Below are 23,649 nucleotides of genomic sequence, written 5' to 3' on the forward strand. Positions count from 1 at the left end.
TTTGAAGCATAGCTCAACCCGGGAATTCAGGGGGTCCCCGGCGTGAGCTTCCACAGACGGCCGTTTGAATCGTCCGTCAGCAGATAGAGCGCGCCGTCGGGCCCCTGGACCACCTCGCGGATCCGCGCCTTGCGCTCCGTGAGCAGGCGCTCCTCGCCGACCACGCGGTCGTCCTTCAAGACCAGCCGCACCAGCGCCTGGCTGGACAGGCCTCCGATGAAGAAGTTCCCCTTCCACTCCGGGAAGAGCGCCCCCGAGTAGATGGTGAGCCCCGAGGGCGAGATGACCGGATCCCAATAATAGACAGGCTGCTCCATGCCCGCGGCCTGCGTCGTCTTGTGGATGGGCTCGCCCGAGTACTCCTCGCCATAGCCAATCGTGGGCCAGCCGTAGTCCTTGCCGGCCTCCGGGCGGTTGAGCTCGTCGCCTCCGCGTGGCCCCATCTCCACGATCCACAGCCGGTTCCGGGCATCCAGGGCCGCGGAGAGGATGTTGCGGTGTCCGGAGGACCAGATCTCGGGCCGGGCGTCCTTCCTGCCCACGAAGGGGTTGTCCTGGGGGATGGCGCCATCCGGGAGGATGCGGACCACCTTCCCGAAGTCGCTCTTGAGGTCCTGCGCCTGGACGCGGCCGGGGAGGATGGAGCGCTCACCGAGCGTGACGAAGAGCTTGCCGTCCGGCGTGAAGACGAGCCGCCCGCCCGCGTGCATCGTGGACTCGAGCGTGGGCTGCATGCGGAAGATGACCTGGAGCCCCTCGATGCGCGGCTTCGGGCCGTCCACCAGCTTCGCGCGCGCAACCGCGAGCCCGTTGCCGCCCTCGCGCGGCTCGTAATAGGTCCAGTAGATGAGGCCGCTCTTCGCGTAGTCGGGCCCCACCTCCACGTCGAGCAGCCCGCCCTGTCCCCGGCCGTCCACCTTGGGGAGGCCCGCCACCGGGGGCGACTTCTTGCCCGCGGCGGTGACGATGTAGAGCGAGCCCGTGGGCTTCTCCGTGACGAGGAAGCGGCCATCCGGCAGGAACGCGAGGGCCCACGGCTTGTTGAAGCCCGAGGCGAGCTCCGTCACCACGATGGGCGTGCGCGTCTTCACCGCCGGGGCGCGCGTCTGCTGCGGGAACGCGGGCTTGAACTCCGGGACGTTGGGGGGCGCGGTCTCCAGCGGCCGGGGCGTCTGGGCCGCCGCTTCAGGGGCGGCGCCGAGCAGGAGGGAGGCGATGAGCGAGGTCACGAGTCCATGGCGCATGGGGTGACTCTCCGCCGGGACGGGCCGGGCGTCACCCGTCGAGGGACACGCGTCGCGCCTCTTCGTTGCCTGGGTGAACAGTCGCGGCGCCGCCCACCGTGAAGTCGAGCACCCGGTCCCACAGCGCCTCGAACTGCGGCTCCTGGAAGTCGGAGCCCGACTTCAGCCAACTGATGTGCTCCGGGGGCTGATCGAAGTGGCCCATGACGTCCAGGTGGTCCGCGCGCGCGACGTGGAGGACCTGTCCCCAGACCTGGGCGCGGCTAGGGACGATGCCGTCGCTCCGGGACTCGAACCTCCGGCCGAGCACGTCCTGGAGGGCCTGGGTCTGGGCCGGCGTGCGCTCGGGAACCTGGAGCTCCCGGGAGAGCGGCGCGCTCTGCTCATACAGGAAGGCGAAGAGCGCGTAGAGCAGCGCGTCCGTGGTGAGCAGCAGGCGCGACGCCAGCGTGGGCGGCGGCGCGCCCGTGACGACGCAGCCGTAGCGCACGCCCTCCCGGTCCGGTGTGTTCGCGTTGAAGGTCCTCACGCTGGCCGGCATGAGCTCCTGGATGAGCGCCTGGTTCTCGCCCACCTGGCCGAAGAACCGGATGAGGTCCTCGCGCTCGCCCTCCGAGAGGTCCGCCGTCAGCCGGACGATTTGATTGAAGAGGTTGGGCGGGAGCTTCGCCTCTTCGCTCCTCAGCACCAGCCAGTAGCACGCCTGGAGCGCGGCGGTCCGCAGGGGCATGGCCTTGCGGTGCAGGGTGAGGAAGGTGAAGAGCCACAGGTAGCGCAGCAGCGTCTTCCCCACGCCGCCCTGGTGGAAGTAGCTGGCCAGCGGGGTGCCGTGATGCGGGGTGGCGATGGTCACCACCGAGCGCACCCGCTTCACGAAGGCCGGCGCCTCCCGCGCCATGCGCGGTGAGACGACGCTGCGTGCATCCAGCCCGCCCGTGGAGTGGCCGACGAGGTGGAGGTGCGCGTCGTCCTCGTTCGCGGTCCGCGCCATCTCCCGGAACACGTCCCGGGCGCGCGCCTCCAGCCCGGAGGTGGGGGCCGAGGCGATGGCGTGCACCCGTGCATGGACGCCGCGCTCCTTGAAGCGCTGCTCGAGCAGACGGGGGACGTTCTGGAAATAGGCGATGCGCTCCGTTTCCTTGTCACCCATCTGCGTGAAGCCAAAGAAGCCGGGGACCAGATAGACGCGGTGCCGGTTTGCCATGGGGCAATCCTAGCGCAAGGACTGCCCCGACTCCGGGGAGGGGTCAACGTGAGGTCCCCGACGTCTGTCCCTGTCTGGGATTACTGGGTGATGATGTCGGTGTACTCGCTGCCGCTGATGGAGTTGCGCCACTTGGAGGAGAAGCCCAGCGCGTGCTGCGGATCCACCACGTGCGGGGCGGCCTCCTTGGCCACCTCCAGGCGGGTGATCTCATTGTTGAACAGGTCCAGCACCATGCCGAACTGCACCGCGGTCAGGTAGACGCGCTTGAGCATCTTCTCCGCCTTCTCCTGGCGGACGATCTCGTTGTTCTCGCTCTTGAGCGACTGGTAGAAGCCGCGCCAGGTGGAGGCGTCCATCGGGTACTGCCCGTCCCGCCTCATCGTGCAGCCCTCGTCCGAGCGCGTGCCACAGTCGCGGTAGGAGGGCTCGGCGGCCATCGGCATCTCATGCCGGGGCTCCATCCGGGGCTCCCGCCGGGTCTCGGTCGTCCGCGTCTCGCTGTGGCTCTCCGACTCCATCGTGCCGCCCGTCACGCGCACGTCCATCCGGGCGCCGCCGCCGCGCACCTTCACGGTGGTCGTCTCCTCGCCGTTCACGTTCGTCGTGGTCTTCATCTTGACGCGCGCGGAGGGCATGTCCTGGTCATCGACATCCACCTGCATGTTGAACTCCGCGTCCTGCGCGAAGCTGGCGGACGAGAAGAACAGGGACGAAACGAGTGCGGCACGGACGATGCGGTTCATGGGGAGTCCTGGTGGGAAGCGGGTTGGGGCGCGGTCGGAGCGCTGGGCTCTCTCGCCGCCGTGCCCTCTTCACGCACCGCCCGCGCATTTATTCAGGGGAAACGCACGGCACGGCGAAGGGGGCCTGGACTCATCGTCTGAGAAAGCGGAGGCCCGCCGGACCGCGAGTCAGCGCCCGCCTCCGGAGGGAACCGGGGGAGCCCGACCCGTGCCGTTCGCGGGTGTGCCGCCTCGATGCGCGCTGGAGTCCGGTCAGGACAAAACGGGCTGCATGAGACCGGCCCTTGTCAGCAGCTCACGAACGCGATGCGCCAGCGCCACATGCTCCGGGTTGGCCACCGTGAATCGCTCCGGAGTCAGGACGATGAGCGTGCCCTTGTCCTCGACCGGCTCGATTCGCACCGGGGCGGGAAGTGGCGGCACCTCGCCGCGACGCCGCGACAGGTACGTGCCCCATCCCACGAACGTTCCGGTTCTGCCTTCGTCTGGGAGAAGTTCGCGGTGGTCCCATGATGTAGAGACGCACCAGTCAGGGTCCCAGGCCAACGCCATGCTCTGCACCACCCCCGTTAACACATGGGCGGTTTGGATCCTGTCCGCGTTCGGTCCGCGCTTCGGGAGCGTCATCACGCACGAGTTGGGGACCGCTTCCGAGTAGGCGCCACACGTGATGCGCAGGGCAGCGCAATCCGCATCCGGGCCTCCGTTGTCGAACCAGAAAGTAAAGCCCAGTTGCTCAATGGCGGGCCCTCCGCGCTCGCGGTTGACGCCACTTCGAAACAAGTTGGAGAGGGCAGTGACGTCGGGCGGCATGAGCGGGTGTGTGCGCGCGTCCTTTAGTGACTTGGCCGGCCTGTACCATTCGGCGAGGAACGGGTCACACGGGGCCAAGAGGTTTAGGAAGTTCGCAGTGCGCCTTGCACACGCCTCCGGCGTTTCCTCGCGCGGTCCCCAGTACGCACCCGCATAATAGGCTTCGGCTGTCGGTCTCTTTGCCATGATGGCTCCACTCAAGTCGCCGGGGTATGGATGACCTTTATGCCTTCGACACTGGCCCCGTCCAGGAGCCTTCGGATGGCCTTCGCGGCATCGGCTTCGGCCACGTGCCACTCAATCCGGATGCCCGTGCCACGAACCATTTCCACCTGTCGCTGGGCCTGTTCGATGAGCTGCCGGGCTCCCGAGTTTCGGAACCACCGCTTCGGGTCAAGGTCTTCAAAGAACTTCGCATAGCCAGGTCCCTTGGCCTCCAGCAGCACGCTGTCCTTGAAGCCGTCGAACTTCACGCCGCCCGTCTGCGTGCTCGTGCCTCCGACCCAGTAGGCATCATCGGCGGAGTGTCCCGTGATCTGCTCCTGATAGCGCCGGGCGCGCGTGGACATCGACTCCTTCGCGGGCCCCCACTGCCCTGGCCCCTGGGAAGGCGCTCCTCCCTTCGACGTCGTGTTCGCCCGCTGGAGGATGAGGGCCGCCCCAGGTCCGCCGCTGAGTGCCGCCGCCGCGCGCCCTGCTGGCGTCGCGACGCGCTCCAACGCCAGCGCGCCCTCCGCCGACAGCGAGAGCACCGGCACCGAGACTTCCGCGCCTAGCGCGATCCCTTTCAGCGTCCGCTTCGTGGCCGAAGCCGCGCCCCCGGTAATGAGCAGGCCCGTCGTGAGCCGCGACACCTCGCGGATCTGCTCGCCACGGGTCATGAACTGGAAGCGCTCCCAGTACATGGGCGAGGACGCGATGAGCGCGGCCACGCCTGCTGGCAGGTTGCTCAGCCCTGCGAGACTGTCCACGGGGCGCGTAAGCAACTGGCCCAGCGCGTGGTACAGCTCCACGAACGCGTCTTCCGCGCCATCCAGGGTGCGGCTGATGACGTCCGCGTCGTCGTAGACCTCGGCCATGGGCCGCCAATCCGAGGCTTGGAGCTTCGCGTCCATGGCGCGGAAGACACCGCCCTTGCCGCTGTAGAAGCGGCCCAGCTCGAAGCCATGCGCTCGGAAGGCGCCGTCCTGCCATTCGACCGTCGCCACCTTCTGCTGCGTGCGCCCAGTGAGGGCCCACGCCAGATAGCCGTCCGGTCGCAACACCGCGATCTGCTCCCGAGAGAAACGCTCGACCCGCCGAAACAGCTCCTGTCGAGTGACTTCGCCTCCCTCCATCACTTCGCGCAGGATGAAGCCTGCGGCCATGCGAGGCGGGAAGGCGCTCAACGTGACGGCCTTGCCCACCAGCACATCCATCAGACGTGCGGCTTGTGCGGGCGTCAGCCCCCCTCCCAGAGGGCGCTCGTCCCGCGCCTCCAGGCCCGCGTTCGTCAGCAACCGCTCCCAGACGTCCGGCTGCAAATCGTCAGGGCTGGTGACGTCCGCCATGGCCACCGTGAGAACGGGGCTTGCCCCCGTCATCACTTCGCGCACGGCCTTGCGGCGGTACAGCGGCGGCGCTTCCTCTTTGGGCGTGACGCTCGGCGCTGGAGCGGATGCACGCGCGGCCCCGTCGTTCGATTCCCACGCCCTCGGGGAATCCATTGCCGTAGGGGACGCGTAGCTCAGCGTCCTTCCGGGCGCGTGGGGCACGGATGCGCAGCCGGTGAAGAGGAGGGCCACGCACGTGAGCAGGACGTCAGCGCGCATTGTCCACCCCCAGGCCCACCGACGCGAAGGCGCCCGGCCGCAGCGTCCCGTCACCTTCTGGGAACAGCAGCGTGCCGCCCGTGGCCACCGCGTAGAGCTTCCCCGCCATGACTCGCCAGCGTGCTTCCGCCGCTCCCAGGTAGCGCGCCCCAGGTTGGCCCAAGCCCACGCCCAGCCCCTTCACCGCCACTTCCAGGCTGCGATCCAGGAACTGCACCGCCACGCGCCCATCTGCGTCCAAGCGGCCCCAGGAGAAAGCCTCCGCGCTCAGCGACAGCATCAGGTGCCGTTGAAGGCCTCGATAGCCCGCGGCATCCCAGCCCACACGAGCCTCGGCCTGGAGCGAGTACCCGTCCGGAAGGGGAGCGGACGCCAGCGGCGCGCCCTCCGGGCCCACTGCCTGGAATCGCGCCAGCTCGTAGTCCGGGCCGAAGAAGCCTTGCCGGAAGCCGCCGTGCTGCCTGCGTGCCTCCAGGCGCACCGACACATCCCACGCGGAGGCCACCACATCCGCCCCCATGCCCAGCACCGCGCCCCAGGCACCTCCAACGCCCGGCCGTCCTCCCCATCCCGCCAGCAGGTGCGCTTCCAAGCCCGGACGTCTGAGCACCACCGTCGTTCCGTCCAGGTGCGCCAGCGTCACGGACGGCGCGCGGCCTCCGGCCCGTCCCCAGTCGTGCACGGCGGAAACAGCGAGCGAGTAACGCCCCGGCGAGTGCGCGGCGCCAAAGAGAACGCGCCCCACGTCCAGCGCGACCTCCGCCCCCATCAACCGCGCGCCCAACACATCCGAGGCGAAGGCCTCCGTGTAGAAGGGCCCCACGGTGCCCGTGAGGAAGCCTCCGGCCGGGTGGTAGTCCGGGTTCGTCCGGTTGGAGTAGCGGCGCACCAGATGCGCCGACAGCAGGCTGTAGTCCTCCAGGGCGCCGAGCCACACGCCCACGGGCGTCGCGTCTGAGCCCAGCTTGAGGCCTCGAACGAGTTGGCCCCAATCAGAGAGGCTGTCCCAGTCCTCCTTCCGCACGATGCCCGCGGCCCCTTCACCACCCCAGAGGCGCAACCGCACGGGCGTGCCCAGGTTGAGGCCGAACTCCGCGCCTCCGTCGAGAATGACGGTCGGCTCCACCTGGAGGAAGCCCTCGTCCGTGCCGACACTCGCGCGCGGCAGGAAGGACAACGTCGTCGCCTCCACGCGCAGCAGGTTGCGCCAGGCCTCGTCCATGGGGCGCCGTTCCTCCTCCACGGGCGGCACCTTCGGAATGTCCTCGGCCCATGCTGCGACCGGCAATATCAGCCACAGCCAGACAGCCCCACTTCGCGTCATTCGCATCCACGCTCCCTGGGAGTGACACCTCCGAGGAGAGCAAAGGACACACGTCTGACACTCAGCCCGGCACCTGGCGCGGCTCTGTGCGGATGGCGTCCTGATTCAGCGGCGTAAAGGCCGGGACGATGCCACCCTCGTCCTCCAGCGGCTCCAGCTCCTCCATGGCGTCGCAGCTTTCAGCGCTGTGCGGACCCAGCCGATGGCGCTGCCCGTGGCTGAGCCATGCGCTGCTACGGAGGACCCCGCGCAAAACAAAACCCCCGCAAACCCGAAGGCTTGCAGGGGACAAAGTACCGAGGAGTACGGGACTTGAACCCGTAGCCCCCGGCGTGCGCCAGGGCGCGAGGCCTTACTGGACGGCGCGCAGACTCGGCTGCTCGTCGGACAGCGCCGTCAGGAGCCGATCGCCCTCGGTCTCATCGATGGGCACGAAGCGGCCGAGGTCGGCGCGGTAGGCGTGGACCTGCGCCGCCCCGATGTCGAACCACCAGCCGTGCAGCCGCAGCGTCCCCGCCGCGAGCCGGTCGCGCACGATGGGGTAGGTCTTCAGGTGCTCCAACTGCTCGAGGACGTTGAGCTGGGAGAGGCGATCCGCGTCGGGCAGCCCCTCGCCCACCCGCGTGTTCTCGCGCAGCTTCTTGAGCGAGACCTTTCCGTGCCCGAGCCAGTGCTCCAGGTTCGGGGAGCCGTCCACGGCGCCGCCGGCCAGGATCGCCTTCATCGCGCCGCAGCTCGAGTGCCCGCAGACCACCACGTCCTCGATGGGCAGGAAGCCCAGGGAGAACTCGATGGCCGCCGCCTCCGAGCGGTCCGCCGTGGAGTGTCCACCCTGCGCGGCCGGCGGCACGAGGTTGCCCACGTTGCGCACGGTGAACAGGTCGCCGGGGTCCGTGGACACCAGCAGGTTCGGCACCACGCGGCTGTCCGAGCAACTGATGAAGAGGCAATCAGGGGACTGCCCCTTCGCGAGCCTCGCGAAGGTCGCCCGGTACGAGGGCAGGGTGTGGCGCTGGAAATCGAGAAGGCCTCGGATGAGCTTCTTCACTGCACACCTCCGGGAGAGAGAGTCGAAACGTGATGAACGGGGGAGGAAGGGGATGAAGCGGCGGACCCCATGCCGGGGACCGCGCGCGCACTGCGCCGGGTCCAGACGTCCTCGAGCGGCTCCATGGTCACGGTGCCGCCCGTCTTGCGATACGTGTCAGCCCAGCTCTCGAGCGCCTCGAAGCCGGAGTGGTCGAGCGTGTTCACCGCCACGTCCACCTCCACCCGGGAGCCCGCCGGAATCCTCGCGAGCGCCGAGGACAGCTTCGGCACCCCGACGAACGTCAGCGCCCCGCTGATGCAGACCTGGTGGACGCCCTTGTCGGCGTGGATCTCCACGCGCACCTGGCCCAACTGCCACAGCAGCCGGAGGATGGCCGCGCCGAGCCCCAGGCCGATGCCCGCGAGCAGGTTGATGCCCACGACGCCGGCCACGGTGATGAGGTAGACGGGCAGCTCGCCGCGGTGCCGCAGCTCGCGGATGTGGGCGAGGTTCACGAGCTTCAGGCCCACGTGCACGAGCAGGCCGGCGAGCACCGTCAGGGGCACGTAGGACGCGAGCCCCCCCAGCAGCGTCACGAACGCCAGCATCCACACCGCGTGCAGGACCGCCGACCAGCGCGTCTTCGCGCCGGCGTTGATATTCGCCGCGCTGCGCACGATGACGCCGGTGATGGGCAGGCCGCCCACCAGACCGGAGACCGTGTTCGCCACGCCCTGCGCGAGCAGCTCGCGATCCAGGTTCGCCCGCGGGCCCGTGTGCAGCTTGTCGGTCGCCACCGCGCTCAGGAGCGACTCGGCGCTCGCCACCAGGGCGAGCGACAGCACCGCCACGATGAAGGCGCCCCACATGGACCCTTCCGGAAGGGACGGAAGCTGGATGGCGGACAGCGCGTTCTCCGCCAGCTTCACCCGCGCCACGTCCGCGTTCATGACCGCCGCGACCACGGTGCCGCCCAGGACCGCCACCAGCGGCCCCGGGACCTTCTTCAGGCGCCCGTTCGGCAGGAACTGCCACGCGATGAGGATGCCCAGCGTGAGCAGGCCCAGCAGCGTGGCCGGCCCATGCAGGTCGAGCACCTGCCCGGGCAGCTCCCGCAGGTTGTTCCAGGCGTTGCTCTGCGGCGAGCCGCCCAGGACGATGTGGACCTGCCCCAGCACGATGAGAATGCCGATGCCCGCGAGCATTCCGTGGATCACCGCCGGAGAGATGGCCAGCGCCGAACGCGCCACCTTCAGCCCGCCGAGCGCCACCTGCACGAGGCCCGCCGCGGCCACCGCCGCGCACGTCACGGCGAAGCCCAACTGCTGGATGAAGCCGAACACCATCACCGCGAGGCCCGCCGCGGGGCCGCTCACGAGCAGCGGCACGCCGCCCAGGAGGCCCACCACCAGGCCTCCCACGACGCCGGCAATGAGTCCCGCCATGATGGGCGCTCCAGAGGCGAGCGCGATGCCCATACACAGGGGCAGGGCCACCAGGAACACCACCAGCGAAGCTGGCAAATCCGAGGCGAGGATCGTCTTCAACGACGGTCTCGCCTCTGCTGCCTTTACATCCGAAGTCATTGCTTGAGCTCCCCTGCCATCTGCCAGGCCTCACCTGGGCCCGGCGTGACATGGGGGACTACGCAAGCGTTGTGCCAGACCGTTCCAGACGTCTTCCGTCGAGGGCGGGGCACCTCCGGACGGGGCGATGAAAGAATCTTGAAGCCGCCGGTCCGGGCGATGAACGAATTTTAAAGTCCGTCACTCCGAGGGAGGGCTCTCCTCCAGGCGGCGGAGGAAGGTCGGATAGGACAGGCCCAGCGCGCGGGCCGCCTCCATGCGCCTGCCTCCAAGCTGCTCGAGCACGTGCCGGACGTAGAGCCGCTCCACTTCATCGAGCGGCCGGGGGGGCCCTGACACGGAGAAGGCGTTGGGGTCGCTCCAGGCGGGCGTGCCGCCTCCCTTGGCGAGCGACTGCAGCTCGAGCACGGGCCCGCCTTCGAGCACGAGCGCCCGCTCGAGCACGTTGCGCAGCTCGCGGACGTTGCCGGGGAAGGGGTAGCTCAGCAGGCGCTCCTCCGCGGCGGGGGAGAAGGGGACCGGGCGCCGGCCGAGCTCCGAGCTGAGCTCCAGCACGAGCGTCCGCGCGAGCGGCAGCACGTCCTCGCGACGCTCGCGCAAGGGGGGCACGTCCACGCGGAACACGCTCAGCCGGAAGAGCAGGTCCTCGCGAAAGCGCCCGGCGGCGACCTCCGCTTCGAGGTCCTTGTTGGTGGCCGCCACGATGCGGGCGGTGCTCGTGAGCTCCGTCGTTCCACCAAGCCGCCGGAAGGCCCCCTTGTCCAGGAACGTGAGCAGCTTGGCCTGGAGCGCGAGCGGCAGCTCCCCCACCTCGTCGAGGAACAGGAGCCCGTCGTTCGCGAGCTCCACGAGCCCGCGCCGCGCCGTCTTCGCGTCCGTGAAGGCGCCGCGCTCGTGGCCGAAGAGCTCGCTCTCCATCATCGTGTCCGGGAGCGCGGCGCAGTTGATCTGCACGAAGGCGCCCTGCTTCTGGCGCAGGGCGTGGAGATGGCGGGCGAGCACCGCCTTGCCCGTCCCGGTCTCCCCGAGCAGCAGGACGGGGCTGCGCGGCGTGGTGGCGATCCGCTCCAGCATCTGGAGCGTCCGCTGCATCGCCGGAGAGCGGGGCTCCGCCATCCGGTGCCGTCCTTCGAGGACGCTCTCGGCCTGGCGCAGCCGCTCCTGGATTTGGAGGTCGCTCGCCGCGCGGCGCGCGCGCATCACCAGGTCGTCGATCTCGACCGGCTTGCTCAGGTAGTCGCGAGCCCCCGCCCGGATGGCCTCGACGGCGCTCTCGATGTCGCCGTGCGCGGTCACCATCAGCACGATGGTCGCCGGGAGCTGGGCGCGCAGCTCGGGCAGGAAGACGAGCCCATCTCCGTCCGGCAGCCGGCGGTCCAGCACGACCAGGTCCGGCGCCTCGGCGGCGAGCGCGACGCGGGTCTCATGCAGCGAGCGCGCGACGCGGACGCGGAAGCCCTCCTGGCTCAGCATGGACGCCGCGAGCGAGGAGAAGGTCCGGTCGTCATCGACGAGCAGGAGGGAGGTGCTCATGAAGCCATCTTCTCAAGGGGAAGGCGGACCGTGAAGCGGCTGCCTCCGGGCACGCGGGTGTAGGAGACGCTTCCTCCATCATGCGCACGGATGGCCGTGCGCACCATCGGAAGCCCGAGCCCGATGCCTCGCGAGCGGCCCACCGCGAAGGGCTCCCAGAGCCTGGGCTCGAAGGCCAGGGGCACTCCTCCCGCGTTGTCCTCCACGACGAGCACCACCTCCATGTCCTCGCGCAGAAGCTGGACCTCGACGCGCGGCGTGGGTTGCTGGCCTGTGTCATGGGCCACGGCGCCGGCTTCCACGGCGTTGCGGATGAGGTTGTCCACGGCGGAGACCAGCAGCGTCGGGTCCCCCTTCACGAAGAGCCCCTCCTGCAGCCGGGTCTCGATGGTGACGTCCGCGGCTTCCGGCAGCAGCCTCACGGCTTGGAGCGCGTCCTGGACCAGCAGGTGCATCTCGCAACTGCGCCGCTGCGTGGACTGGGGGGAGGCGAAGCTCAGCAACGAGCGGGCGAGGTGGCCGAGCCGGTCCGCCTGGGAGCGCAGCGCCTGGACGGGCAGGGTCGTCTCACCACCCTTCGCGCGGATCATGCTGAGCGCGGCCTGCATGCTGTTGAGCGCGTTCTTCACCTCGTGCGCGATGAGCGAGGAGGCCGTGCCGAGCGCCGCCATCGTCTCCTGGCGCCGCAGTTGTTCCTCGGCGGCCATCAGCGAGCGGTAGGAGCGGCGCAGGAGCACCGTGAAGAGCAGGAGCACGCCGCCGAGCAGCGCGGTGTGGAAGCCGAGCTGCCCGAGGTAGCGGCGCTTGAGCAGCTCGCGGTCCCGCGCCTCGTCCTCGAGCACGGCGAGCAGCATGTCCGTTCCCGGGACGAGCGCCGCCGCGCCCAGCAGCCGCGTGCCTCCGAGCGTGATGGCCGCGGGCGAGTCCACCAGGGGGCGGAGGTGCGCGGCCAGCTCCGGCTGGCGCAGCAGGGGCGGGGGCGTCGCCGGCAAAAGGAGCCGGCCGCGTTCGCCGAGCAGGGCGACCATGGACTCGTTCGTCCCGCGATGGGGCGGGAGCAGCTCGCTCGCCGTCGCGAGCTCGCCCACGAGGAGGCCCACGATGCGCTCGTCGCGCACGATGGGGACCGCGACCGCGACGATGCCTCCGCCCTCCTCGTCCAGCAGCCCGACCGACGCGGCCCGCTTCTCCATCATCCGCCGGAACCACGGGCGCGAGGCGAGCGGGGTGCGCCCGAGCGACATGCTCGCCGGGTCGCTCCAGATGCGCTCGCCGTCCACCGACACCAGCGCGACGCCCGCCGAGAAGAGGGACGTGTGGCCGAAGGCGTTCTCCAGGAGCGCGACCTCGGGGGGCGCGGCGCCGTCCTCAGGCCTGAGCGACGGGTGCTCCGCCAGCCGCTGCAGCTCCGAGCGCAGCAGCCCGAGGTGCGCGCCCAGCGCCTGGGCCTGGAGGCCCGCGCGGTCCGACAGGTGGACGAGCAGCTCGCCCTCCGCGGCCTTCACGTCCGCCTGGTAGGTCACGAAGGGGCTCACGAAGGCGGCGCCCCAGAGGAGCATCAGGCCGACCACGGCGGACCGGCCCGCTTTTCGCTGCGTGCGAAGAAGCTCGCCCGGTGGGGGCACGAGAGAGGTCAGGGAGGGGTGGGCCGAGGGCGACGACATGCGCCCATCATCCACGCATTTCGGTCCGCACGGCAGACGCTCGTGAGGTTAAGAGGGATGGCCATGAGCAACGAGCACACGCCCGCCGAGTCCGAGGTCATGGAGCCTACGTTCTGGCGGAAGAACGGCTGGTCGGCCAGGGTCATCAAGAACGAGGAGGACGACGGCTGGGCCGTGGAGATCCGCAAGCAGGGCATCCCGGAGCCCGTCCTCATCAGTCCGTGGGTGATGGGCCGCGACAAGAAGAACCCCAAGCCCTTCGACGCGACGGCGTTCGCGACCTTCGTGAAGACGGCCTCGGAGGTCCTGGACCGCTCCGCGCGGCAGCGTGAACAGGCCATGACCAAGAAGCTCTCCATTGCCTGGGAGGGCCGCTGGTACGAGGTCCGCCTCGAGATGGTGGCCGATGAGTACGAGCCCCACGCGCTGCTCTCCGCCCTCGACGACGCGGGCGAGACCGTCGCGAAGCACCGCGTGCCGGTGAACTTCAAGTTCACCCGGGACACCGCCAACGCGTGGGTGCGCGGCGGCTTCAGCGAGCCCTGAGCGGGGGCGCTCCTCAGCCGGACCCCTCCGCGTTCACGAGCGCGTCGGCCACCGAGCGCGACAGCTCACGCCACCTCCCCATCGAGCGGCGGAGGTGGTCCTCCGGTGGGTCCTGGAGGCCGAAGGTGTGGAGCAGCACGGGGCCCTCGTAGCCGGCCCGGCGCAAGGGGAGCAGGTAGCCGGTCCCCACGTCGAAGTCGCCCCGGTCCAGCGGCTGGATGACGTCGGACCAGGTGGAGGCGTCCGGATCGAACTCGCGCGCGGCGCCGTGGATGCTCACGAGGGCGAGCTGGGGGGCGGCGGTGGTGATGATGGCCTCCAGCCGGTCGCGGTTTCCCGCCCGGAGCTCGTGACAGAGGTGGAGCGAGGTCTTCAAGCGGGGACGGTCGACCGCGGCCATCAGGGCGAGCGACTCCTCGACGTTCTCGATGGCCGCGCCGTCATGCGGGTACAGGACGACGTCCACGCCCTGCGCGGTGGCCAGGTCCACCACGTCGCGAACCGAGGCGACCATGGACGCCTTCGCGTCCGGAGGCCCGCTCAGGATGAGCCAGAGCGCGGTCCGCGTGGGGGCGAGCGCCGCCAACATCCCATCCAGCTCCTGGCGGTCCCAGGCCGTGTCGAAGGGCAGACTGAAGAAGACTGCGGGGAGCCGCACCCGCCCCGCCACCACGGCGGGCTGGCGCGCATGGCTGTCAAAGGCCTCGCGGCCCGGCCAGAACAGCGTCACCCCGGAATAGCCGAGCGAGTCGAGCAGCTCCACCTGCGCGGCGACCGGCCGCGACTCCAGCGTGAAGTTGAACGCACCGAGCGGAGCCTCGGGTGGCTCCGAGCGCCGTGGGTCGGCACAGCCCACGAACGCCAGGAGCAGCAGGGACGGGAGCCACTTCATATATAAACGTGCGGACATGATGCGCCCTCATTCCAAGATGAACCTTCGGTCCCTCCTCTTCTCTCCCAGAGGACTCCTCGCCCTGATGATGTTGTCACTTCCTGGCTGTGATTCCGATGAACCCCTTGGAGAGATGGGGGCGATCCATGCGGAGTACGATGGAGAATGGAAGTATTTCAGTGACGTCCAACAGGGGGACCTCGCCTCTCCATACGACCCCGATTGGCCGGAGGTCAGCAGCCTTGCGGTCTGCGGAACGGAAACCGCCGGTAAGGGATTGTTCGACAATTCGAGCCTTTGCTTCAATCTGCGCTTCGACACGGCACTTCTGGGCGCCGGGCCCGCGACCTTCGTCATCGACGGAGCGGTGGAGGTGCCCCTGTTGTCCTGGTTCGAGCCCACCTTCACCCCTGACGAGACACACAGTCCGGGCGTGCGGGCGGTGTGGGCACAAACGGCCTGCTATGGGCCCATTCAGGAGGACGGCGTGAGCCAGGATGTGACCGGGGCGCTGGAGCTGCGGGTGAACGATGCCACGCGCTTCGCGGGCCATCTCGTCCTGGATGTCTCGGGAACCTCGTCGGGACAGTGCGCCACCCACAAGGCCCGCGCCGACGTGGAGTTCGACATCGCGCGCTGAGCCGGTGAGCGGTCAGAAGTCGGCCACCGTCTCCTCGCTCCCTCATGCGGTGCCGGAGTCGTAGGAGGAGGGACCAGCCCCGGCTGCGCTGGTGGAGTCGATGAAGCAGCGTACGCAGCGATTGGATGGGGCGAGGCTGCTGCGCCGTAGTTTCGCGCTGGATGTCTTCGACTGCTCTCTGTGTGGAGGCCGCAAGCGGGTGCTGGCATCCCTGATGCCCCCTGCTGAGGGGGCAGGTCTTTCTGGAACATCTGTCATTGCCCTCTCGGCCTGTTTCGACCGGGAGCGCGTCTGCCTTTGCGTCTCAGCGCCAGTGAAACAGGAAGGTCGCGCCGGGGACGATGGCGGGGGTGTCCTGATGCTGCAACTGGGTTCCGGCGAGGACCCCCAGGTCCACGGACCACCGCGGCCCCATGAACCGCGCTCCCGCCGTCGCGAAGGCGAACGGGTCGGCCATGGCCTCCACTGGTGAGAGGGCGAGCTCCCCCGCGAAGCCCCAGTGCTCCCCGACGCGCAGGAAGCCTCCCAGCATGGGGAGCACCATCAGGCCCCCATATTGGTCCCGGGCCCAGACGTAGATGGGCTGGACCGTGAGGGAGAGGTTCGCGTCGGCGGTCCCATAGGTGAGGGTGCCGTAGGCGGCGACGGCGTTGTGGGGCCCCAGCGAGCCCGGGAAGTCGCTGTCGTAGGAGCCTCCCTGCGCGCCGAACGCCAGATGCAGCTTCCCGCTCAGCGGCGTGCTCACCTTGATGCCTCCCATGAGGCTGAAGATTCTCTCGGAGTATACCAATTGGAACGGGGTGGCCGTGGCCGCGTGCAGGGACACGCGCTCGCTCAGGCCCACCTCCGCGACGGTGAAGAAGAACGCCTGCTGTCCAATGAAGCCCTCTCCCGCATGCAGTGGCAGCGCCGTTGAGCCGAGCAGTCCGCGCGTGCGGGCGGGATTCTCGAACCAGTCTCCGGCGGCGGAGGTGCCTGGGACGGCCAACGACAACAGGAGCAGGCAGATGAAACGTGGTGTCATGATTTCCCCCTCGATGCTCCACGGACTCAGCGCCAGTGGAACAGGAATGAGAGCCCGGGCAGCACGGAGGGGTTGTCCGTGTCCTTCCATTGCTGCTCCGCGAGGAGCCCCAGGTCCAGGGACCACTGGCGCCCCATGAACCGCGCGCCCGCCGTCGCGAAGCCAAACGTGCCGCTGATGCCAGCGACCGGTGAGAGCGCGACCTCCCCCGCGAGGCCCCAGCGCTCTCCCAGCCGGACGAAGCCGCCCAGCATGGGCAAAACCATCAGGCTTCCGGAGTGGTGGGTCCCCCAGGCGAAGAAGGGCCGGACCGTGAGCGACACATGGGCGTCAGGCGTCCCATAGGTGAGGATGCCGTAGACGGAGACGGCGTTGAGCGTGTCCAGCAGATAGAGGTCGGTGTCGAAGCTGCCGCCCTGGACGCCCCATGCCAGATGCAGCCGCGCTGTCAGTGGCCGTGAAACCTTGATGCCTCCCATGAGGCTGAAGGGGACGTCTTGAAAGGCGCGGGCCATCGAATAGATGAAGGAGGCCGTCGCCACGTTCACCGACACGCCTTCGCTCAGGCCCACCTCCGCGACGGTGGCGAAGAGCGCCTGCTGCCCGACGAAGCCCTCTCCCGCATGCAGCGGCAACGCGGTCGAACCGAGCAGTCCGCGCGTGCGGGTGGGGTTCTCGAACCAACCCCGGGCCGAGGCCGGAGGCGGCTCGGGCGCGGGCTCCCCGGCGCTGGCGGAAGCGCCAGGGACGGCCAACGACAACATGAGCAGGCAGATGAAACGTGGCGTCATGGTGGCGTGCCCCATAGGCAACCACCATGCCAGGAAAGCCCTGCCAGGGAAGCGGAGGGGCGTTGCGCCAACCGGGGGCCGCGGAGTGCTGACAGGCGAGTCATGCCGCCACGGATTCCCAGCGGGGGCCCCGTCCTGGCTGACGCCGCCCGCGCTCCCGGTGTGGAGCCCCACACCGGACGGCGATTCCCGTCTGGACATGGGGCCGTCTAGATTGCGCGCCCATGCGCGGGTGCCTTGTCTCTCTTTCACTGCTGGGGCTGCTGTCCGGATGCAGCCACTACGGTCTTCCTCCCCCCCATGCGAGCCATGGTCACCTGACCCTGGCGATGGAAGGCTATCTGAGGAACAAGGCCTCCTATCCGTGGCTCCTGGACGCGGTGAACCTGGGGGAGCCCGTCCCCCGTCTGGCGGAGACCGCTGCTCCCGCCCTGGAGCTGGATGCCGGACAGGCGGCCCTCGTCCATGAAGAGGTCGTCAGGACCTTGAAGGGCAAGCCCACGGAAGGCGAGGTCGTCCGGGCCCTGGAGGACCTGCGCGCCGCGTGCGACGCGGGCCATGTTCCGGCATGCACGTACCTGGACGAGGAGTTCCAGGAGCCCCAGCGCGGCGGCTACCGGTTGCGCTACCCGGACGTCGAGAAGCTCCCGGGGGGCGTCGAGTTCGCGGTGGTCGTCCTCCAATGCCATATCGCCGCGGACGGCCAGATGCAGGGCTGCGATGTCATCGAGGACGGGGCGCGCGGGTTCGCCCGGAGCTTCATCGAGCAGTTGGGCGAGCATCGCTTCCGGCCCGCGACGCTCGCCGGGCACCGGTTCGCTTCGACGTACATGTTCGCCGTCACGTGCAGCCGGGGAGGGAGTTACAAATACAAGCTGCCCCTGGAGCAGAAGATGGGCTGGGCCCGGCTGAGGGTGTCCCGCTTCCCGGAGAGCCCGGCGGCCTGGACCAACCTGGCCGTGCAGCTCTCCCTGTACGAGCCCCAGGCTCCGGAGTACCCGGCGGTCATCGAGCGGGCGTATGCGCTGGCGCCCCGCGCCCGGTGGTTCGCCACCGAGCATGCGTGGCGGCAGGTCCAGGCGGGGCAGTACGCCGCCGCCCTTTCGGCCATCCGGCCCGCGCTGCATGACTCCAAGCAGCGGGAACACCCCAACCCCTACGTGCTGGAGACCGCCGCCGCCGCGCACTTCGGGCTGAAGCAGTGCACCGAGGCGCTGGCCGCGCAGCGGCAGGCCGTGGAGGAGCTACCCATCGGGTGGCCCACCCCGGAACGCGAGCGCTTCGAGCACAGGCTCCAGGAGTACGAAGCCGCGTGCGGCGCGGCCTCGGGTGGACCTAGAGGTCCTTCAGGTTCCAGTCGATCTGCACGAGCCCGGTCGTCCTGCACTTCACCGTGTGGTCCTCCAGCGACGTGCTCGCGATCGTGAGCGTGACGGCCTCGCCGCTCGACATGGTGAAGGTGAAGTCGGAGCGGTGGCCCGTGCCGGTCGGGCCGCGGCCCGTGACGACGATCTTGTTGGTGTAGACGGCGCCTTCGTAGCTCTCGATGGAGATCTTCTGCACGTACGAGCCGCCGTCGCCCTTGATGCACTGCGAGAGGTCCGTGCTGCCGTTGATGGACACCAGGGCGGTGCCGGGGAGCATCGGGCCACCCGTGGCCGTGCCAATCGAGGAGCCGCAGGTGGTGGAGGTGAAGGCATTGGTGCTGGACATGGTGGATTTCTCCTGAGCGTGAGAGGGCTGGACCGGAGCGGCTTCATGCCGCTCACGACGCATCCCTCAGTACACAGGGCGTGCCAGCACACGGACGCCTCGGAGCGTCTGGGATTGCCCTCCTTCGACGCGTCGAAAGCACCCGTTCGACGTCGACTCGACGCGTCGAGTGCGGGGGGCAATGCCTTGCAGGGGGGGAGCGGATAAGGTCCCGGCCCCATGCGTTCGCTCCCGGGGCTCGTGCTCCTCCTGTCCACCTTCGTCTCCTGCGCTCCTCCTACGCCGGAGGGCACGTCCTCCAGCGGCACGGAGCCCGCACACTCCCGGGCGGCGCTGTCCGGAGGCGCCGGCGCTCCGGTCCTGCTGGGGGACCTCCGCACGGGCGTGGTGGAGGACCCTTCGTACACCTCCCCGTCCCTCCTGGGCGTGGCGGGCGGGAAGGTCCTCTTCGCGGACACCGACGGCAACGGCTATGAGCCCTGGGTGACGGACGGCACCCCGGAGGGCACCCGGCCGCTGGGCGACCTCAACCCGGGCCCCGGTGGAAGCATCAGCGTGAACGTGCGGATCCCCTTCGGGCCGCGGGTGCTGATCCCACTGTACGACGCCGTGCACGGCACCGAGTGGTGGGTGACGGACGGCACCCCGGAGGGCACGCGCTTCATCAAGGACAGCGTGGAGGGAACGCGGGGCGTCACCGGCCAGGGGGCGGTGATGAACGGCGTCTTCTACTTCATCGCGGACAACGGCCTCACGGCCTGGGAGCTGTGGCGCACGGACGCCACGCCCGAGGGCACCTGGCGGCTCGCGCGGAGCGATTACGGCCAGTACAACAACCACGAGGTCAAGGCGGTGACGGTGGTGGGGGACGCCCTCTACTTCGGGTCGAGCAACAAGCTCTACCGCTCCGACGGCACGGTCGAGGGCACCCGCCTGCTCAAGGCGTTCGACGACAGCGCGCACTCGCTGGAGACGCGCACCTTCTCCCGCGCGGAGCGGCTGTACGCCAGCGTCGGCTACACCGGCAACTGGTCGCTCTGGACCAGCGACGGCACGGCCGAGGGCACCCGCCGCGTCAGCGGTGGCTCCGGCACCGCCGTCGCGGAGGATGGCGACCGGCTCTACTACGAGAGCGTCAGCGGCTCCCGCGCTCCGTACTCCCACTCCCTATCGCTCTCGCAGGAGGACCCGGCCTCCACCCGGTTCCTCAAGTCCGTGTCGTCGAGCCGCTCGTATGCCGACATGACGCCGTTCGGGAAGGTTGGCTCGCAGCTCCTCTTCGGGTGGACCACCACCGCGGAGGGCACGGAGCTGTGGCGCACGGACGGCACGGCCGCGGGCACGGTCCTGGTGAAGGACCTGGTGCCCGGCACCGAGTCCTCCAACCCGACGCGGGGCACCCTGCTGGGGGAGTCCGTCTACTTCCTCGCCAACACGGTGACGGGCTCCGCGCTGTGGCGGACGGACGGGACGGCGGAGGGCACCGTGGAGGTGAAGACCTTCGCCGCGAAGCTGCCCACGGCGGTGGACCTGCGCCGGGCGGGCGCCGCGCTCGTCTTCACCGCGGACGACGGCGTGACGGGCGTCGAGCTCTGGGGCAGCGACGGCACGGCGGAGGGCACGGTGCTGCTGGGGGACCTGAACCCTGGCGCGACAGGCTCCGCGCCGGATGAGTTCGCGGTGACCGGCGACCGGGTGCACTTCCTGGCCACGGTGGAGGGCCGCAAGGAGGTGTGGGCCACGGATGGCACGGTCGCGGGGACGCGGCGGGTGAAGGCGGTGGATCCGGACATGCACCTGATGTGGTCCCCCGACACGCTGGGCCACGCGTTCTTCGCCGCGAAGGAGGACGGGCGGATGAAGGCCTGGCTCAGCGACGGCACCGTCACCGACCCGCCGCCCTTCCAGGTGAGGGCCACGTCCAATGGCAGCTCGAACCCCGCGAGCTTCGTCTCCGTGGGCGCGACGGCGTACTTTGTCCCGGACCTGAAGGGCTCGAAGCCCAACCCCATCGTCCAGACGGACGGCACCCCGGCGGGGACCCGGGACGCCATCGCGCTGACCTTCTGGTCGAGCTCCGGATATCCCAGCCAGCTCACCCCCTTCGCGGGCGGCAAGCTCGCCTTCCGGCAGACCTACTCCAGCCTCTACGTGGGCGACCCCGCGAAGGGCACGGCCACTTCGTCCCAGGGGGAGGGGAGCCCATTGGACTTCAAGCCGGTGGGGACGAAGCTGGTGGGCCTGTGGTGGCAGAGCCCGTACTTCCAACTGTGGACGCACACGGAGAGCTCCACGACCACGACGCGGCTGGTGTCGCTGTACGGCTCGTATGACTACGCGTCGGACCTGTTCCCGGTCGGGGACGTGCTGGTGTTCTCCTTCTACAATCCGACGGCGTATCGCTGGAACCTGACGCGGACCAATGGCACCGCCTCGGGCACCACCCTGCTCAAGCAGATGCCGGCCCGGATGGAGTCCTTCACCAGCGCGGGCAACCGGGTCTGGTTCGTGACCCAGGGCGTGGTGTGGCGCAGCGACGCCACGGCGGCGGGCACGCTGGCGCTGACGGCATCCGCTGCGCTCGCGCCGGAGGACCTGAAGGCGACGGGCGGGCTGCTCTTCTTCACCGCGACGGAGGCGGGCGTGGGGCGGGAGCCCTGGGTGTCGGACGGCACGGTGGAGGGGACGCGCCGGCTCGCGGACTTCCAGCCGGGGGAGGGGTCGAGCCGGCTGCTCGCGACGACGCTGCACCACGGCACGCCCTACCTGCTGCTGCAGAACGCGCAGGGCCGCTTCCTGGTGAGGACGGACGGCACCCCGGCGGGCACGGTGACGGTCGCCGAGGCGCCGGGCGCGACGTGGCTCGTCTCCCGGGGCGGCGCGCTGCTGTTCGACGGGGCGGAGCCCGCCACGGGCCTGGAGCCGCGCTACTACCTGCCCGGGGCGAGCACCTCCACGCTGCTGGCGGATGTAACTCCCGGGCCGCTGGGCTCGGCGCCCGGCGTGCCTGTGTTCGCGGGTCCCCGGATGGTGTTCGCCGCCACGGCCTTGGAGGAGGGGCGCGAGCCGTTCGCCATCGAGCTGGACGGGACGGGGCCCTCGGTGAACGCCTCGGTGGAGGGGACGCAGGGGGGCGGAGGCTTCTACCGGAGTGACGTCACGGTCCGCTTCCAGGCCTGGGACCCGGAGTCCGGCACGGCGCTCTCCACCGTGGGCTGTGAGCCGCTGACGGTGACGGACGACACGCCCGGGCGGAGCATCACGTGCACGGCGTACTCGCTCGGGGGCGCCACTCCGTTCACGGTGAACGTGAAGCGGGACACGACGCCGCCCACGGTGCGCTGCCCGGCGGACCTCGTCGTCACCGAGGGCGCGACGCCGGCCTACGACGTGAAGGCGACGGACGCCATCGACGCCGCGCCCGTCCTCCGCGTCACGCCCGACACGGTGCTCCCGGTGGGCCAGCACACCGTCCAGGCCGAGGCCTCGGACGCGGCGGGCAACCGCGCGGCGTGCCAGTTCCAGGTGACCGTGCTCCCCGCGCCGGTCGTGGATGCCGGCACGGACGCGGGCACGGACGCCGGCGCGGGGACCGTGGACGCGGGCCTGCCGGACGCCGGCGCCGTGGATTCGGGTCTCCCGGACGCGGGAGCCGCGGTGGATGCCGGCACGAGGACGGACGCCGGTACGGGGGGAGGCGCGGAGCCGGAGGACTCCGGCTGTGGCTGCGCGGGCGCGGGCGCATCCGCGAGCCTGCCGTGGGTCCTGCTCACGCTGGTGGGGCTGTCCCGGCGGCGCGCGCGGGTGCCCCAGTCCCAGGGGCGTGAGCCGCGCCCCTGAAGCCCGCCCGCTCCCCTCGAAGGGCTCATCCCCGCGCTACCGGTGGCGCGGCTTGCGCGGGCTCCTCAAGGGACGCCGGCCGGACCGGGGGCTCTTCCGGCCATGAGGGACATGCTCCCTCGCGGAGCCTTCATGCGCGGTGCCGCGCCGGGCTTGCGTGTGCGCCTCCCAGCTCAAGAGGTTCGTGGGTTCGCCCTCCAGCACCGCGTACAACGTCCCCGGCCCGGAGACGTCCGGGGGAATCCGGACGGTCATGTGCGTCTCGCCCCAGTCGAGGATCTCCGCGGGACGCTCCTGGAACAACACCGTCGCGCCTGGAGGTGGCTGGCGCCCGAGATGCGTGCCTCGCACGACGACGGTGTCCCCGGACGCTCCACCCGGAGGCGAAATCGAGAGAAGCGCCGGCAGCTTGCGCCACCTCCGGAGCTTGTGCTCGGGAATGCCCGTCTTGCGCCCCACCTCCGCCATCAGGGGCGCCGCCCGCGTGTAGCGCTCCAGATCCCCGAGCGAGAAGATGGAGACCGCCGCGAGCGCCTGTATCTCCCGCTCGCGGATTCCGGGCAGCGTGTGGAGCGGCTGGGCCGTGCTGCTTTCAAGCGGCGCCCGAAGCTCGCTGAGCTGGCTCTCGAGAATCTGCGAGAAGTCCAGGTTGAGCAGGGTGCCCCCTGATTCGCCAGGCATCATCGTCCTGAACCAGACGCCCCCATCCCCCGAGCGGCGGACGGTGACGCTGAGGTCGAGCTTGAGCGCCTTCACCGCGAAGGAGACCCTTCTCGCGTAGGACTTCAGCGCGAGCGTGTCCTCCGCCCGGTCGACTTCGGCCGCGATGGCGTCAATCATCTCCGCGAGCTGCCACTCCTGGTTGTCCTCGGCCACCATGCGCCAGGTGCCACCATCCCCTGTGGGAGCCTCCAGGGACTGGGAGATCGTCGGGACCTTCATGACTCCGCTTCCTCCTCGACGGGAGTGGGTTCCCCGCTGCGGGGGACGAGGGTCACCCGCAGGCGCCCCAGCGCGCGCGGGGCCGGTGCTTCACGGACGTCAGGCAGGGTGAGCAGGAGCCTCCGGGAGGACTCGGGCGCAGCGGTGGCCCCGTCCGCGACCAGATGGAGGAAGAGCGGGACCTGGAGCTCCACCTCCTCGACGAGCAATCGCAGCGCCGCCTCGGGAGAGGCCCGCTCGCGCTGGTCGACGAGCCCCTCGATGAAAAGGGTGAGCAGATTCGCGAGTGGGATGGCGGCCATGGCG

General features: G+C 69.9%; 20 protein-coding genes. 4 read left to right on the forward strand and 16 right to left on the reverse strand.

Features of this window, described 5'->3' with window-relative positions:
* Positions 1-26 precede the first annotated feature (26 nt).
* The 10 genes from K8612_RS07205 to K8612_RS07250 all read right to left on the reverse strand — a co-directional run bounded on the left by K8612_RS07205 (position 27) and on the right by K8612_RS07250 (position 12,955).
* A complete protein-coding gene (locus K8612_RS07205; RefSeq protein ID WP_223761720.1) occupies positions 27-1,244 on the reverse strand; it encodes a PQQ-dependent sugar dehydrogenase in 1,218 nt (405 codons plus the stop codon).
* A 31-nt stretch (positions 1,245-1,275) separates the two neighbouring features.
* The gene (locus tag K8612_RS07210; RefSeq protein WP_223761721.1) at positions 1,276-2,448 is read right to left on the reverse strand and encodes a triacylglycerol lipase; all 1,173 of its coding nucleotides are present in this window, start codon (positions 2,446-2,448) and stop codon (positions 1,276-1,278) included.
* 80 nt (positions 2,449-2,528) lie between these two features.
* Complete coding sequence (locus K8612_RS07215; protein ID WP_223738606.1) at positions 2,529-3,194, reverse strand: DUF4476 domain-containing protein; 666 nt, start codon at positions 3,192-3,194, stop codon at positions 2,529-2,531.
* Between the two features lie 252 nt (positions 3,195-3,446).
* The gene (locus tag K8612_RS07220) at positions 3,447-4,193 is read right to left on the reverse strand and encodes an immunity 52 family protein (RefSeq protein ID WP_373692087.1); all 747 of its coding nucleotides are present in this window, start codon (positions 4,191-4,193) and stop codon (positions 3,447-3,449) included.
* A gap of 11 nt (positions 4,194-4,204) precedes the next feature.
* Positions 4,205-5,818, reverse strand: coding sequence for a Tox-REase-5 domain-containing protein (locus K8612_RS39180; protein ID WP_223761723.1), 1,614 nt, complete (start codon positions 5,816-5,818; stop codon positions 4,205-4,207).
* A complete protein-coding gene (locus K8612_RS07230; RefSeq protein ID WP_223761724.1) occupies positions 5,808-7,148 on the reverse strand; it encodes a hypothetical protein in 1,341 nt (446 codons plus the stop codon). The genes K8612_RS39180 and K8612_RS07230 overlap by 11 nt, the downstream gene beginning before the upstream one ends.
* A gap of 346 nt (positions 7,149-7,494) precedes the next feature.
* Complete coding sequence (locus K8612_RS07235) at positions 7,495-8,190, reverse strand: carbonic anhydrase (RefSeq protein ID WP_223738610.1); 696 nt, start codon at positions 8,188-8,190, stop codon at positions 7,495-7,497.
* Positions 8,187-9,758 (reverse strand): SulP family inorganic anion transporter, encoded by a 1,572-nt coding sequence (locus K8612_RS07240; RefSeq protein ID WP_223761725.1) that lies wholly within the window; start codon positions 9,756-9,758, stop codon positions 8,187-8,189. The genes K8612_RS07235 and K8612_RS07240 overlap by 4 nt, the downstream gene beginning before the upstream one ends.
* Before the next feature lie 180 nt (positions 9,759-9,938).
* Entirely contained in the window at positions 9,939-11,291 is a 1,353-nt protein-coding gene (locus tag K8612_RS07245) for a sigma-54 dependent transcriptional regulator (RefSeq protein WP_223761726.1), read from the reverse strand.
* Positions 11,288-12,955 carry a sensor histidine kinase gene (locus K8612_RS07250; RefSeq protein ID WP_223738613.1) on the reverse strand — a complete coding sequence of 556 codons (1,668 nt, stop codon included), beginning with the start codon at positions 12,953-12,955 and terminating at the stop codon, positions 11,288-11,290. Before K8612_RS07250 ends, K8612_RS07245 begins: the two co-directional genes overlap by 4 nt.
* Positions 12,956-13,018: 63 nt before the next feature.
* On the opposite strand from K8612_RS07250, the gene K8612_RS07255 reads away from it, so the two are divergent.
* Positions 13,019-13,501, forward strand: coding sequence for a hypothetical protein (locus tag K8612_RS07255; RefSeq protein WP_223761727.1), 483 nt, complete (start codon positions 13,019-13,021; stop codon positions 13,499-13,501).
* Between the two features lie 13 nt (positions 13,502-13,514).
* Here the strand turns inward: K8612_RS07255 and K8612_RS07260 are convergent, their stop codons facing one another.
* The gene (locus tag K8612_RS07260; RefSeq protein ID WP_223761728.1) at positions 13,515-14,411 is read right to left on the reverse strand and encodes a sugar phosphate isomerase/epimerase; all 897 of its coding nucleotides are present in this window, start codon (positions 14,409-14,411) and stop codon (positions 13,515-13,517) included.
* Positions 14,412-14,478: 67 nt separating this feature from the next.
* On the opposite strand from K8612_RS07260, the gene K8612_RS07265 reads away from it, so the two are divergent.
* Positions 14,479-15,033 (forward strand): hypothetical protein, encoded by a 555-nt coding sequence (locus K8612_RS07265; RefSeq protein WP_223761729.1) that lies wholly within the window; start codon positions 14,479-14,481, stop codon positions 15,031-15,033.
* A gap of 304 nt (positions 15,034-15,337) precedes the next feature.
* Here the strand turns inward: K8612_RS07265 and K8612_RS07270 are convergent, their stop codons facing one another.
* Together K8612_RS07270 and K8612_RS07275 are read right to left on the reverse strand one after the other, a co-directional pair.
* Positions 15,338-16,057: a hypothetical protein gene (locus tag K8612_RS07270; protein ID WP_223761730.1), complete on the reverse strand. Its 720-nt coding sequence runs from the start codon at positions 16,055-16,057 to the stop codon at positions 15,338-15,340.
* 26 nt (positions 16,058-16,083) lie between these two features.
* Positions 16,084-16,848 (reverse strand): hypothetical protein, encoded by a 765-nt coding sequence (locus tag K8612_RS07275; RefSeq protein WP_223761731.1) that lies wholly within the window; start codon positions 16,846-16,848, stop codon positions 16,084-16,086.
* A gap of 224 nt (positions 16,849-17,072) precedes the next feature.
* Between K8612_RS07275 and K8612_RS07280 the strand changes: the two genes are divergently transcribed.
* On the forward strand, positions 17,073-18,275 hold the full coding sequence (locus K8612_RS07280; RefSeq protein ID WP_223761732.1) for a M48 family metallopeptidase: 1,203 nt from the start codon (positions 17,073-17,075) through the stop codon (positions 18,273-18,275).
* Here K8612_RS07280 and K8612_RS07285 read toward each other — a convergent pair.
* Positions 18,184-18,561: a hypothetical protein gene (locus tag K8612_RS07285; protein WP_223738620.1), complete on the reverse strand. Its 378-nt coding sequence runs from the start codon at positions 18,559-18,561 to the stop codon at positions 18,184-18,186. The two genes, K8612_RS07280 and K8612_RS07285, sit on opposite strands and share 92 nt — an antisense overlap.
* A gap of 219 nt (positions 18,562-18,780) precedes the next feature.
* On the opposite strand from K8612_RS07285, the gene K8612_RS07290 reads away from it, so the two are divergent.
* A complete protein-coding gene (locus K8612_RS07290; protein ID WP_223761733.1) occupies positions 18,781-22,401 on the forward strand; it encodes an HYR domain-containing protein in 3,621 nt (1,206 codons plus the stop codon).
* A gap of 36 nt (positions 22,402-22,437) precedes the next feature.
* Here the strand turns inward: K8612_RS07290 and K8612_RS07295 are convergent, their stop codons facing one another.
* Complete coding sequence (locus K8612_RS07295) at positions 22,438-23,343, reverse strand: trypco2 family protein (RefSeq protein ID WP_223738622.1); 906 nt, start codon at positions 23,341-23,343, stop codon at positions 22,438-22,440.
* Positions 23,340-23,645 carry a hypothetical protein gene (locus tag K8612_RS07300; protein WP_223761734.1) on the reverse strand — a complete coding sequence of 102 codons (306 nt, stop codon included), beginning with the start codon at positions 23,643-23,645 and terminating at the stop codon, positions 23,340-23,342. The genes K8612_RS07295 and K8612_RS07300 overlap by 4 nt, the downstream gene beginning before the upstream one ends.
* Positions 23,646-23,649 lie beyond the last annotated feature (4 nt).

It is taken from the genome of Corallococcus sp. AS-1-6 (assembly GCF_020037015.1).
Classification (GTDB): Bacteria; Myxococcota; Myxococcia; order Myxococcales; family Myxococcaceae; genus Corallococcus.